We start from the raw sequence: 13038 nt of genomic DNA, 5'->3' as shown, positions 1-13038 counted from the left end.
AAACCCGGCCGTTTTTCTTCTGCCTAGCCGCTGATTGATATGTAATGGGTTACGCCGCTTTATCTCGCGGCGGTGCGGATTGCAGCAAATCGGAACTAACGTTCCGATACCCATCGCCATACAGTATAACCATGGGCCGATCCAAGACTGAGCATGACATCTCCGACTCGATAGTATCGGCGAGCTGCACCGGGGTCGGTTGGCTCCCATACGCCTTCTTTTGGGCATTGCTGGCAGCCTTTGACCACAGTTCGATTGGGACGTGCGTTTTTGGTGGGGCAGGAATGACTGGGTTCCAAGTTGTAGCGATCGCCACTGTTTCAGGCGGGGGAAACATGCGTGTTTCTGTTCTAAGTTCTTCCGTTGTCTTAATCACCTTATACACTGGCTGCATTCTCATTCCTTTAATTGCAAAGGTGAGACTGTGATTTTGTAAGCCTGTGCCGGGATACCATACGCCTGTCCATGGCACCTCGTTACCAGTATGGCAAGAAATTGATTTATCAACGACGTACTCGATAGCGGGATCTGGCAGCGGAGGGAAAAATGGATTTTTATAATAGTTAGCTTCATCATTGTACCAATCCACGATTTTGCTTCCGGGAAAACCATTATCATCATTTCGTCGATTTTGACATGTTAAATCTTGACTAAAATAACTTTCTGCGCCCCATAATGCGTTATGTAACGAGATCTTTATTAGATTAGTATATGCCGTGGCCCTCGAAATCCTTACCCATTCAAACTCGTGATGCTCCTTTTCTGTCATCCAACTATGTAATGGCTGCTCAAGCATTCCTCGGGCACTTCCTGTGAATGAGCGCGCCGTGTCGAAAATGAGTTGGTAGTCCCCAAGTCTTGCTAGGGCTGATCCTCTTCTCAAATTATTACCTAGGGATTTGAATGTGTCGTAAATTTGATTATTTCTACCAAAGTTCGAAACGTTGCGAGAGACGGCCAAATTCTCAAACCACCTCAATGTGGAATCAGTATCTAGTGCTGCTTTCTCGAAAAATTCTGGCGATGTAAATAAATACCAGATTGCAGCTTCGAGGTTGATATTTCTCATTACATTCCTTTCTTTTTCGCTTATGGCTTTACAGGTAAGTTGAGAAGAATTCTTTTCGCTTCTTCCGAGGAATAATGGGTTGCGCCCCAGCCAGTTTCAATTGGACCCTTTATGTGAGGGTCGACAATCCGCTTGCGCAATTTAGCAGGAGCTTTTTCACCGGCAATGTCGGTAAATTCAACACGACGATCCAAATTTCCAGCGTAGTCCATGATGTCATCGCCAGTTTTAGGATCTACTCTTGGCATTATATTGTGCATATCATCCCGTTTGCCTGGGAAAAATAAAATTTGCTCTGCTCCACCTTCCAAATAATAGTTTGTTCCTCCTAGTTCCTGACTGCAGCTAGCCCCCTCCAGACTGCAAGAGTTTCTCCGGCTTGTACCTCGTATTCTACAAACCAACCATTTTGATTCCATTCAGGCTTGACTGCAAAACGGCGGCGCCACTCAGCGAGACTTTTTGTGGCTTTGAAATCTGCTTCGGATATCCAAAAAATGCCCGCACCTTCATTGGAAGGGTCGACAATTCGATACAGTTTTTCTGGGCCAGTAATATATTTTGCTTCCATTCCAGTACCTATATTGCTGAAAGTGGCCGCGTTTCCGGCTGTAATTTTTGGATGGTTAGGATACATTTTCATCAGATTTGCAGCTTCTACATCACTTAACTGTAGCGGGGGAAAGTCAAGACTTCCTTTAAAGGGTTTAACCCAAACCGGAGGCTGTGCATTAATCAGTTTTGCCGAGCCAGATTCTGAAATCGGTGCAATCCAACCGCGATTCGTTCGATATATTTCCACCCGCCATGCTTGGTCATCAAGCCTCTTTGCCACGACCTTGAGTACGGTTCTGACAGGTTGCGCATAATCATCGATGCACTCACCAACCGCTTTCCGAAACTCATCGAGCATTTTCAGATTGTCGTCCACTCGCGTGCGAATACCCGTGGGAACAATCAACCGTATTTTTTTAAGAAGTTCTTTCAGTGCATCGCACTTCTCGTTGATCAGACCTTTAAGGACGGATGGGCTGATGCTCGCCGCAACATCTATGATTTTCTTTGAAATAAATTTGTAAACGTCCGGTATTTTCCCCCGTGTCGCCCATTTTGCAACCTGGCTATGCTGGAGGTATTCCGTCAACCTCGGCAGGGCGAGATCGCACGCGCGATTCGTCAAAGCGACCAGCTTGCTGACATTGGTGAAATCGTCTGCATGCTTGATCAATGGCTTCAGATAGACCCACACCAGGCGCAGGCCACTCTTGGCCACAGTGCCGATCTCGGGAATAAAGCCGATAGCCGTTGTCGCGATGAGAAACATCGTCACTTTGTTATCGGGGTCCTTTCGGTAAAGGCGAATATTTGCGACCAGATCTCGCAGGTCAAGAATCGTATCGACGACCGGAACCAGCGACACCCCCATGTCGAAGCCGATCTGTCCGTTCGTTCTGTCCGGATTAAAATCCCCTTGCAATGCGCCCCATATCCACTCGCCGATTCCCACATCATCTGGTTTCTGGTAGCCGCGCACTTCGTTCAGGGCGCTCAATGTTTGATCGCTGGTGGCCATCAGGCGTCTCCCCTGATTGGCTGCTCATCTGACAGGCGCGGCGCCTCGCTCACCAGTCGATCGACAGATGCCAGCAGCTCGTCAATTTGCGCGCGTGGTTCATCCTGGGCTGATGGCGAGTTGTGATAAACCACCTTGTCGATCGTGTCCGGCAGGTTGCGCTCTTCGGCCATGCCGTTGCCATCGAGCATCCCGTCCTTTTGCTGGCCGCCGGCCATGTACAGGGTGTAGGGCACACCAGCCATCGGTGCGCCTTCGTGCCCGTCCAGATCGAGTTTCAGCCAGTTGGTGTGCTCGGCAGCGGGGAAGAAAGGCAATTTCGCCTCTTGTTGTGCAGGGCCGTTAAATCGATGATTCGCGGCTTTGACGGTAAAGTCACCAGCACAGCCTTGCTCGATCTTTCCGTCAGAGATCTTGATATATGCACCGCCGCATAGCAGCGTCAGGCTTTTCTTTGCCGCGATGACGACTTCGCCCTGACTGGCAGTGATCCTGACATCGACATCCGCAGCAATGCCGACACTGTCCTGCTGCGCCTGGAGTTCGAGCTTTCCTGAGCGCGCGATATGCTTCATTCCATCCTCGTGCGCAAACAGCGAAATGCCTTTGCCGGCATTGAAATTGATCCGCTGACCGGCAACGACCTGGATGTGCTGTTGCGCGAGAATATTCTGTTGGCGTCCGCTGTAGCTGACGGTCGATTTCGGCGTGGCGTTGACGAAGCCCCCATCGGCATATTGGGCGATCAGAGCCGCTGCTTGTCTGGCGCCATTCGCATCCGAACCAGACGCGGCGCCAGCGCTCTCGAGGCTATCCGCCAGCTGCTGATGGGATGTCAGATCGACTGGCAGTGCCTGATGCTGTGCAGCGAATTCTCCAAGCTCCTTCAGCAGGGCCTGTGAACTTTCCAGCAGTGCCAGCAGGGGCTCGCGCTCGAGTTGCTTGCCGGTCGCACCAAGCATCGCCTGTGTGGTCAGTAACATCAATTGCGCTGCACGTACAACGACCGAATGATCGCTGCGCAATTCCGCACCTTCACCCCGGGGTTCGCCATTCCCATCGTTCCTGGGATGTGTCAGGCATCCCAGATTTAACTGGCTATGTCCATGTTCGCTGGCCAGTTGCGCGCTGATTTGTCCGGGCGTGTCGTCCAGTCGGAGCTGGTTATAGCGCGTGCCTTTTACCTCCTTGCTCTTGATGCCAGCCAGGAACCGATTCCCAGGCAATGCGCCGTGATGACTGAAGGCAGGGGGAAGAGAAGCGCCGCCGAATACCCGGCCGACGACAATGGGGCGATCCGGGTCGCCACCAAGAAAGTCGACCAATACTTCATCGCCGACTCGTGGCAAGCTAATGCCGCCCCAGTGGTTGCTGGCCCAGGAAGTAGCCACACGTACCCAGGGGGAATCGCGGTCGGTATTGCTCGCGCCGCCGCGGTCCTGATGGTCTTGCTCCCGGTTTCCGGGAAACCGCACTTTGATCCGTCCCAGGGTGTCGCAATGTACTTCTTCACCAGGAGGCCCAACCACAAGGGCTGACTGCAATTTTATTCTGGGCAGATCGGTACGCGGATCGTAGGCCGGGACGATCGGTATCCCGCGTCGCACACAGGTGAACCGATTGGTGTATTTCACGTCACGCTCTTGGCTTGCTAGTTCCAACCCTTTGTGAATCGACGCGTTGGCCAGCAAATCGGCGGCGAACATACGCCGTATGCGTTCATCAACGTCCTTGGGCAGGTTGTTTTCGGCCACTACCGAGAGGTCTGTGACTACGAACTCACGCTCGGTTTCCGGGTGACGGTCGATCTCGGGGTGCCCGTCAAGGCGAAACCACTCGCCGATACGCAAATCGCGCACGCCACTTTCTCCGTGAAAGCACTTGCTCTCATATTCGAATCGTTGAATGCGTAAATCACCCTCCGTTCGATAGTCGGCCGCATCCATCGCGATACCGGGTGGATCGATCTGGAAATCCTCGAGGCCGGATGAAAATTGGGTGCCTGCAGTTCCCTGCTTCGTGAGGGTGGGGGAGTAGGCGTACATCATCCGGCCCTGCAAGGGATTCCAGCTTTGGCGGGAAACACAGCCAGACTTTAACGTACGCACAGCGCTCCAGCCGATGATGCCGTCGCGCTCTTCAGTGCTCGCATCGCGATGAAACCGCGCAATGCCCACGGCATTTTCTGCAAGCGAGAGCGGTTTGTTAAAGAGTGTCAGCACATGAGTGGGTGTACCAGGGAACGCGGGCTTGGCAGCCTTCCCTGGCCGAAAAAACCAGGCAATGCCACGCCGCTTCCACAGACGGCGCAGGAACGCCGCATCGGATTCATTGTGCTGCATCGTCAGCTCCCGAAATGGACCCTCCTTGGCGATGCCAGTCGTATCAAGCTCGAATGCCATCGCCAGCACCGGATTGTTCAGGCGCCACTCGCGTACCAGCACCGTCGAGATATCGACTTCGTGCATGTTCTGGAAAACACGCGAGTTCACGCGCTGCTCCATCAGCGCCAGCGCATCGCGAATCACCAAATGGTAGGTAGCCAGCCCACCATCGCTCGGTCCGGCGCACACCTGCGCGAGAATCCCGCACACCGAATGCAATGTGCCGCGATCAGTCACGAATTGCAGCTCTGCAGGCAGCGCAATCAACATTTTCAGAGGAAGATCCGCCTGAGTCGAGAAGCAATCCACGCGGTATTCAAGACCTCCACACAGTGTTTCTTGTCCGCTCAGACGAGCCACCACTAGCACATCCTCCATGTCTATCTCGCCGTGGGCGAGACGCAGGCGGATCGCACGATTGCACTGGCTGTATTCGAATATGGTTCCATTCAGATTCAGGCTGTTCATATGAGATCTTTCGCTGAAGAACTAGCTCATAAACATGCCCGACACTGAATCCACCAACCTTGACTTTTGTCGTTGCCTTGATATCGCTGTGGGGAAATACCACAGCCCACAGGGCAGGAACGAGCAGATGCCCTGCGCAGGCAGGTCGGTCGCATGTTCAATGCATTCACACCTGCGGCCGCATGCTTGCCGCGTGGCGGCGACGCTGGCGTTACAATAAGAGATTCGCAATTTTTCCAACGAGATCACCATGGCCGTCAATTCCCCCCTGCCAGTCGCAGCCGACCTGAAACCCGTCAACGGCATCGAGATCGGTTTTGCCGAAGCCGGCATCAAGAAGCCCAACCGCAAGGACATCCTCGTGATGCGTGTGGCCGAAGGCGCCACTGTCGCCGGCGTGTTCACGCTGAACCGCTTCTGCGCCGCGCCGGTCCAGGTCAGCAAGGCCAATCTGGCCGCCGTCAAGAATGGCGGCGCGCCGATTCGCGCGCTGGTGGTCAATACCGGCAACGCGAATGCGGGCACGGGCGAAGTGGGCCTGGCCAATGCACAAGCCACCTGCGCCGAGCTGGCCAAGCTGCTGGATATCGAGCCGGGCCAGGTGCTGCCGTTTTCGACCGGCGTGATCCTGGAACAGCTGCCGCTGCAGAAGGTCGTCGCCGGCCTGCCAGCCGCAGTGTCGAACCTGAAGGCGGACAACTGGTACAACGCCGCCGAGGCGATCATGACCACCGACACCCAGCCGAAGGCCGCATCGCGCACCGTCACCATCGGCGGGCACACCGTCACGATGAGCGGCATCAGCAAGGGCGCCGGCATGATCAAGCCGAACATGGCCACGATGCTGGGCTACCTGGCGTTCGACGCCAAGGTTGCGCAGCCGGTGCTCGATGAACTGGTCAAGCATGCAGCCGATCATTCGTTCAATGCAATCACGATCGATGGCGACACGTCGACCAACGACTCCTTCATCATCGTCGCCACCGGCGCCGGTTCGCTCGTGATCGACAAGGCCGAAGGCGCAGATTATGAAGCGTTGAAGGATGCCGTCACCGACATCTCGCGCAACCTGGCGCAGCAGATCATCCGCGACGGCGAGGGCGCCACCAAGTTCATGACCATCACGGTCGACGAAGGCGCCGATGTGGCCGAGTGCCGCAAGATCGCGTATGCGATTGCGCATTCGCCGCTGGTGAAAACCGCGTTCTTCGCGTCGGATCCGAACCTGGGCCGCATTCTGGCCGCCATCGGCTATGCCGGCGTGGACGACCTGGATGTCACGAAGCTCGACCTGTACCTGGATGACGTCTGGGTCGCGAAGGCGGGCGGGCGCAATCCCGACTACAAGGAAGAAGACGGCCAGCGCATCATGAAGCAGTCCGAGATCACGGTGCGCGTCAAGCTCGCGCGCGGCGACGCCACGGCCACGGTCTGGACCTGCGACCTGTCGCACGACTACGTCACGATCAACGCCGACTACCGGTCCTGATGGTGACGTCGCCACTGGATCAGTTCCTGCGCCGCGCCGAAGGGCTGCTCGAGCGCCTCGAGGCGGTGCTGCCGGCCGCGCATGCCCGCGAGCCGGACTGGAAGCGCAGCACGGCGTTCCGCTGGCGCCGCCGCGCGAACGGCGCCGGCAACTATCTGCAGCCGGTGCTGCACGCGTCGACCATCAACCTGGACGACCTGCACCACGTGGCCACGCAAAAGCGCCAGATCGAGCAGAACACGCGCCAGTTCGTCGCGCGCCGTCCGGCCAACAACGTGCTGCTCACCGGCGCGCGCGGCACCGGCAAATCGTCGCTGATTAAGGCCTGCCTGAACGGCTACGCCGACCAGGGCCTGCGCCTGATCGAAGTCGACAAGGCCGACCTGGCCGATCTGCCTGACATCGTCGATCTGGTCGCCGGCCGGCCCGAGCGCTTCGTGATCTTTTGCGACGACCTGTCGTTCGAAGAGGGCGAGGCCGGCTACAAGGCCCTGAAGGTTGCGCTCGATGGCAGCATCTCGGCGCAGTCCGATAATGTGCTGATCTACGCGACGTCGAACCGGCGTCACCTGATGCCCGAAAAAATGTCGGACAACGCGAGTTACCAGCATGGCGCGGATGGCGACCTGCATCCGGGCGAAACGGTCGAAGAGAAGATTTCGCTGTCCGAGCGTTTTGGTTTGTGGCTGTCGTTCTACCCGTTCCGCCAGGACGACTACCTCGCGATCGCCGGCCACTGGCTGGCGAGCTTCGGCTGCACGCCGGAGCAGATCGCGGCGGCGCGCCCCGAAGCGCTGCAATGGGCCTTGCAGCGCGGCTCGCGCTCGGGCCGTGTGGCCTGGCAGTTCGCGAAGGACTACGCAGGCAAGTTGCCGGATCAAGCCGCATGAGTGATGTGAACATTAAACCCGTCGATGTCGCCGTCGGCGTGCTGATGCGCCCGGATGGTGACGTGCTGCTCGGCCAGCGCCCGGAGGGCAAGCCGTATGCCGGCTACTGGGAATTCCCGGGCGGGAAAGTCGAAGCGGGCGAAGATATCTTCGCGGCGCTGCAGCGCGAGTTCATGGAAGAACTCGGGGTCCAGGTCATAAGCGGGGAGGCCTGGTGCTGCGTCGAACACGTCTACGAGCACGCGCACGTGCGCCTCTATTTCTACATCTGCCGCGAGTGGCTTGGTGAACCGCAAAGCCTGGAAGGGCAGGCGTTTGCCTGGCAGGGTTCGTATGGCGTCAGCCCGCTGCTGCCGGCCACCATCCCGCTGCTCGAATGGCTCGACCGTGTCCGTTTTCCGGATCGCATAACGTAAAGTTCGGTAGCGCAGGCACCTCGCCAGCGCCGACTTCAACTGGCGTGGGGCCTGGGTGTGTCGTTCCGCGACGGCGTCAGGATGGCAGATCAGCGCTGCTGCCGTGACTTCTTGCGCGCGTCGCCCCAGCCGCGCAGCCAGCGCGTGAGCCAGCGGTCGACCTTGTCGCACGCGCATTCCCCCGCTGCCTGGCAACCCAGGCTCGCCAGAGCATTGCCCAGCGGCCTGCTGCAGCAATCGCACGGCAACAGGTCGCACTCCCCACGCTGGTAATGCAGGACAGGATTGGGCGCCGCAACCACACGTTCAGCCAGCGCGCGGTCGTGCGCAGCGCCACAACGCCGCAACTGGCGCCGCAGGAGCGGCAACCCCAGCCTCAAGCCATGGCGCGCAATGACGCGGTAGGCATGGCCCGAGCAGCTGGCGCGGCCAGTGGTGGCGCGCCAGGCGCAGGAAAAACCCTTGAGGGGGGAGAGGTGGCGCTGGTACAGGCGAATCGCCCACAGTGCCAGGCGCGTGCCGGCGGAATGCGGCGCGCGACCCATGTCAGCGCTGTGGTGGCGGTGGTGGTGGTTCGTCGAACGGATCGAGCGGGTCGGCCGGTACGGCGCCAGGGATCACGAATTTTTCTTCGGCCCAGGCGCCCAGGTCGATTTGCTTGCAACGCTCGGAGCAGAACGGGCGATACTTGTTCGCCTCGATCCATTCGACTTTCTTGCTGCAGGTAGGGCAGGAGACAACGGTCATCGTACGGTCAATCGGTTAAAAATTACAGAGCGTCAGGTCGAACGGCACATCGGCTTCGAGCGGCTTGGGCTTGCAATCGCCGTCCTGGCTGGTGAAGCGCACCCACAGCATGTACTTGTTGGCCGAGATCTCGGGGATCGCGCCGGTCGTTTCGTCGAGCGTCAGGCGCAGCATCTGGTAGATTTTGCCCTGCAACATCTGCTGGTAGCTGCCGGCGGCGGCGAACATCTTGACTGACGCGCCTGAATTGCGCAGCAGGCGCAGGACCAGCGACAGTGCTTCGAGCAGCGGCGAGAGCGGGCCGAACCAGCCCATGATGTCGTCAAAACGCTTGTCGAACGGGCGCTTCTGCCAGGCGAAGTACGACGGCAGGTCGAACTCGCAGGCGCCGCCCGGGATGATCGTGCGGCCGCGGATGCTCATGAGCCACTCGTTCTCGCGCACGTTCTGGCCGGTCTTGCCCTGGCTCGCGACCAAGGCGCTGCTGGCAGCATCGAGTTCGGCCAGCACGGCGTCGAGGGTTTCGGCGACGACGGCCGGATTGCTGCGGTAGGCCAGCAGCGATTGCTTCTGGCGCTCGAGCTCCTGCAGCAGGTCGGATTTCAGATCGGCGCGGCCGGCCACTTCCAGCATGTCGAAGATCGTCGCGAGCGCGACATGGTGCTGCATCGGGTGTTCCTGATGCACGAAGAACTTGAATTTTTCGTACAGGTCTTCCAGCCGCAACAACGTGCGAATCCGCTCGTTGAAAGGGTATTCGTAGACGATCAAAATGACATTCCTCTGAATGTAGGCTGGAAGGCAACTGCGTGATTCTGAACCATGCGGGCCGAAATTACAAACCCTGCATCACTATTGTTACAGACTTAACGCGAGATACCGTTCATGCAATGCCTGCACCTGCGTCCGCAGGGCCTCCAGGCCGGCGTCGTTGTCGACGACATCGTCGGCTTCGGCCAGGCGCCGGGCGCGCGTGACCTGGGTCGCCATGATCGCGCGCACCTCGTCGGCGGAGAGGTGGCTGCGGCGCATGACGCGCGCCACCTGCGTGTCTTCGCTGCAGTCGATGGCCAGCACGCGCGTGACGCGTTCGCGCCAGCTGCCCGATTCGATCAGGAGTGGCACGACATAGATGACATAAGCGCCCGTGGCTGCCTGACCGGCCGCCTCGGTCGCAGCGCGGATGCGCGGGTGCAGGATGGCTTCCAGCCGCGCGCGGGCAGTGGCATCCGAAAACACGAGGGTGCGCATTCGGGCGCGGTCGAGCGCGCCGTCTGGCTGCGCGAAGTCGGGCCCGAACTCGGCCACGATGGCCGGCATCGCTGCGCCCTGCGGTGCGGTCAGCGCATGGGCGATGACGTCGGTGTCGACGATTGTCGCGCCCAGCGCGGCAAACAGGTCGGCGACCGTGCTCTTGCCGCAACCAATGCCCCCGGTCAGTCCTACCGAAAACGCCGGCATCATCCGAACAGACCCGCCGTGAAGCCGCCCAGCTGCGCGCCGTACAGCATCGTCAGCAGGCCCGCCGCTGCCAGATAGGGGCCGAACGGAATCGCCTTGTCGCGCGCGCGCTTGGCGAACACGATCAGACTGATGCCGACGATGGCGCCGACGACCGACGACAGCAGGATGATGGTCGGCAGCGCGGTCCAGCCGAGCCACGCGCCCAGGCCGGCGAGCAGCTTGAAGTCGCCGTAGCCCATGCCTTCCTTGCCGGTAGCAAGCTTGAACAGCCAATACACGGACCACAGCACGAGGTAACCGGCGGCGGCGCCGATGACGGCATCCTGCAGCGGCACGAAGGTGCCGTTCAAGTTGATGAGCAGACCGGCCCACAGCAGCGGATAGGTCAGGTCGTCCGGCAGCAGCTGCGTGTCGTAGTCGATGAAGGTCATCGCGATCAGCAGCCACGCGAACACCAGGCTGGCCATGCCCATCGCGCCGCTGCCGAAGGTCCAGACCAGCAGGCCAGACACGATCGCGGTGAACAGTTCGACGGCCGGATAGCGCGGCGAGATCGGCGTCTTGCACTTGCGGCACTTGCCGCCCAGGACCAGGTAGCTGATGACCGGGATGTTTTCCATCGCCGTGATCCGGTGCCCGCAGCACGGGCAGGCAGAGCGGGGCACCGTCAGGTTGAAGCGGTCCGTGTGCGGTGGCGGCTGGCCACTTTCTTGCGCAACATAATTGTCGGACTCGCGCTGCATCATCTTCGGGATGCGGTAGATGACGACGTTCAGGAAGCTGCCGACCAACAGGCCCAGCAGGGCCGCCACCAGCGTGGGTGCAAGCTGCGCAGGGAGCGCGAACAAAAGGGATTCCAGGGGCATGTCGGTCGTTTCGGGTCGGGTGGCATGCAGTACGGGCAAGCTGCACGGAGATTCTGTAGAACAACCTTATTGTAGGGCGTTTCCCCCATTTGGCGAAGCGCTTTGCCGGTTCCCGCGCACGATTGCGACGCCTCACGCGCGATGCGCGGCCACGCACCAGACTCGATCGTATCGACGTCCCGTGCGATTAAGCCCATGCAAACTCCGACCTTCACATTCCTGAACCACGCCAGCTGGTTGTTGCACACTGACGGTGCGCTGTTGCTGGTCGACCCATGGCTCGAAGGCACCGTGCACAACAATGCCTGCCGCCTGCTGGACGATGCTACCCGCAACGCGCACGTGATCGACGAACTTAACGCAAGCAGTTTGCCGGTGTTTATCTGGTGCTCGAGTAGCCGGCCCGAGCACCTGTCGCACTCCTTCGTGCAGCGTTTTCGCGCCGAATTTCGCGGCATCGCCACCTTCCTGTGCCGCGAGGGCGACTGGCGCCTGGCGGACGAACTGCGGCGTCACCGCCTGCCCATCGCCACGTTCCGCGCCGGCGCGCCGCGCGCGCTGGCCCCCGGCCTGCGCCTGACGGCCCATGCCAGCGACGAGGGCGAGTCCTATTGCCTGATCGCGTGCGGGCAGCACACGCTGCTGCACCTGGGCGAACGGGCGCTGGCCACTGCCGCCGCGTGCCGTCGCGCGGCTGTGCAACTGCGCGCGGGGCAGGTGCGTATCGATCTGCTGCTGACCAGCTTTGCTGCCCATGCGACGCCCGGCGAAGCAGCGACCGAACGTGGCGTCGGGCGCATGGCGTGCCAGATCGACGTTTTCCGGCCACGGCTGGTCGTGCCGGTCGCCTCGTTCGCGCACTTCAGCCGCATCGACAACACGTGGCGCAATCACGGCCGTCCCACGCCACTGGACGTGCTTGATGCGCCAGCGCTGGCCGCACTGCGTGGCGTTGTCCGATTCATGCGGCCCGGTGCGCAGGTCGAGTTGGCCTCTGCGACGCCGGCCGCCTTGTGCGCGCAGCACGCCGAAGCGCTGGCGTACTGGATGGCGCGCTGGCGAGAGCAACCTGCGCCGTTGCCGCGTCCTACCCAAGCCACGCTGGCCGAGCTGAAGGAGGCGTTCGGCATTTATCGCGACCGCGTCGGTGTGCATCTGCACGGCCTGCCCAGGATGCTGGAATTGCTTGGCATTCTGTGTCCGCTGCACATCGCGCTGCCCGACCTGCACCGGACGATCGTGCTGTCGTACAGGCACGGCCTGCGCCCACTGGCGAGCGATGCCCGCGCCGATATCGCGATGTGTTCGGGCACGGCGTTGTACCTGCTGCGCGCCGGGGACGGGTTCGACACGACGGTTGCGGGCGGTTGCTTCCAGGGCATGCGTGCGCAAGGTATGCCGATGTTCAGGCGTTTCTTCTTGCCCCAGCGCGTATGCCAGCGTGTGCTGGAGCGGCAACGACCATGGAATATTGGCGCTGCGCTGCTGCGTGCGACATTGGTTTGGGCATGGCGTGCAATACGTACACAATTGTCGTGAATGCACTGCCTGAATTAACTGCGCCACTGCCAATTACCATGCGAATTCAATGCCAGCGTGATGCCATATCGGTAATGTATTTGCCTTCATCATATTGGGTGATGCGAGCATTAAAAATATGCATGGGTTTGTC

The 13038-nt window shown here is 59.7% G+C and carries 13 protein-coding genes; 4 read left to right on the top strand and 9 right to left on the bottom strand.

The features are described 5' to 3' along the window. Nucleotides 1–49 precede the first annotated feature (49 nt). The 4 genes from NX775_RS13720 to NX775_RS13705 are packed head-to-tail and all read right to left on the bottom strand — an operon-like array spanning nt 50 to nt 5494. Nucleotides 50–1069: a hypothetical protein gene (locus tag NX775_RS13720; protein ID WP_258836512.1), complete on the bottom strand. Its 1020-nt coding sequence runs from the start codon at nt 1067–1069 to the stop codon at nt 50–52. 20 nt (nt 1070–1089) lie between these two features. Beyond that, nucleotides 1090–1380, bottom strand: a complete 291-nt coding sequence (locus NX775_RS13715; protein ID WP_258836511.1) for a hypothetical protein — start codon at nt 1378–1380, stop codon at nt 1090–1092. Nucleotides 1381–1397: 17 nt separating this feature from the next. Next, on the bottom strand, nt 1398–2642 hold the full coding sequence (locus tag NX775_RS13710; protein WP_258836510.1) for a hypothetical protein: 1245 nt from the start codon (nt 2640–2642) through the stop codon (nt 1398–1400). Continuing rightward, on the bottom strand, nt 2642–5494 hold the full coding sequence (locus NX775_RS13705) for a type VI secretion system Vgr family protein (protein ID WP_258836509.1): 2853 nt from the start codon (nt 5492–5494) through the stop codon (nt 2642–2644). Before NX775_RS13705 ends, NX775_RS13710 begins: the two co-directional genes overlap by 1 nt. A 250-nt stretch (nt 5495–5744) precedes the next feature. Between NX775_RS13705 and argJ the strand changes: the two genes are divergently transcribed. From argJ to NX775_RS13690, 3 genes are read left to right on the top strand one after another with little or no spacing between them, the layout of a single operon-like run. Further along, nucleotides 5745–6983 carry a bifunctional glutamate N-acetyltransferase/amino-acid acetyltransferase ArgJ gene (gene argJ, locus NX775_RS13700; RefSeq protein WP_258836508.1) on the top strand — a complete coding sequence of 413 codons (1239 nt, stop codon included), beginning with the start codon at nt 5745–5747 and terminating at the stop codon, nt 6981–6983. Next, nucleotides 6983–7873, top strand: a complete 891-nt coding sequence (locus NX775_RS13695) for an ATP-binding protein (RefSeq protein WP_258836507.1) — start codon at nt 6983–6985, stop codon at nt 7871–7873. The genes argJ and NX775_RS13695 overlap by 1 nt, the downstream gene beginning before the upstream one ends. 5 nt (nt 7874–7878) lie before the next feature. Beyond that, a complete protein-coding gene (locus tag NX775_RS13690; RefSeq protein WP_370660583.1) occupies nt 7879–8289 on the top strand; it encodes an NUDIX domain-containing protein in 411 nt (136 codons plus the stop codon). 89 nt (nt 8290–8378) lie between these two features. Here the strand turns inward: NX775_RS13690 and yidD are convergent, their stop codons facing one another. The 5 genes from yidD to NX775_RS13665 all read right to left on the bottom strand — a co-directional run bounded on the left by yidD (nt 8379) and on the right by NX775_RS13665 (nt 11366). Then, nucleotides 8379–8834, bottom strand: coding sequence for a membrane protein insertion efficiency factor YidD (yidD, locus tag NX775_RS13685; RefSeq protein WP_258836505.1), 456 nt, complete (start codon nt 8832–8834; stop codon nt 8379–8381). Nucleotide 8835: 1 nt separating this feature from the next. Continuing rightward, nucleotides 8836–9036 carry a DNA gyrase inhibitor YacG gene (locus tag NX775_RS13680; protein WP_258836504.1) on the bottom strand — a complete coding sequence of 67 codons (201 nt, stop codon included), beginning with the start codon at nt 9034–9036 and terminating at the stop codon, nt 8836–8838. 15 nt (nt 9037–9051) lie between these two features. Further along, complete coding sequence (gene zapD, locus NX775_RS13675; protein WP_258836503.1) at nt 9052–9807, bottom strand: cell division protein ZapD; 756 nt, start codon at nt 9805–9807, stop codon at nt 9052–9054. A gap of 87 nt (nt 9808–9894) precedes the next feature. Beyond that, complete coding sequence (gene coaE, locus NX775_RS13670; RefSeq protein ID WP_258836502.1) at nt 9895–10500, bottom strand: dephospho-CoA kinase; 606 nt, start codon at nt 10498–10500, stop codon at nt 9895–9897. After that, the gene (locus tag NX775_RS13665) at nt 10497–11366 is read right to left on the bottom strand and encodes a prepilin peptidase (RefSeq protein WP_258836501.1); all 870 of its coding nucleotides are present in this window, start codon (nt 11364–11366) and stop codon (nt 10497–10499) included. Before NX775_RS13665 ends, coaE begins: the two co-directional genes overlap by 4 nt. A gap of 195 nt (nt 11367–11561) precedes the next feature. On the opposite strand from NX775_RS13665, the gene NX775_RS13660 reads away from it, so the two are divergent. Beyond that, entirely contained in the window at nt 11562–12905 is a 1344-nt protein-coding gene (locus NX775_RS13660) for an MBL fold metallo-hydrolase (RefSeq protein ID WP_258836500.1), read from the top strand. Nucleotides 12906–13038 lie beyond the last annotated feature (133 nt).

Source organism: Massilia aurea, assembly GCF_024753205.1.
GTDB lineage: Bacteria > Pseudomonadota > Gammaproteobacteria > Burkholderiales > Burkholderiaceae_D > Telluria > Telluria aurea.
This window is presented reverse-complemented; position numbering and strand designations above follow the sequence as displayed.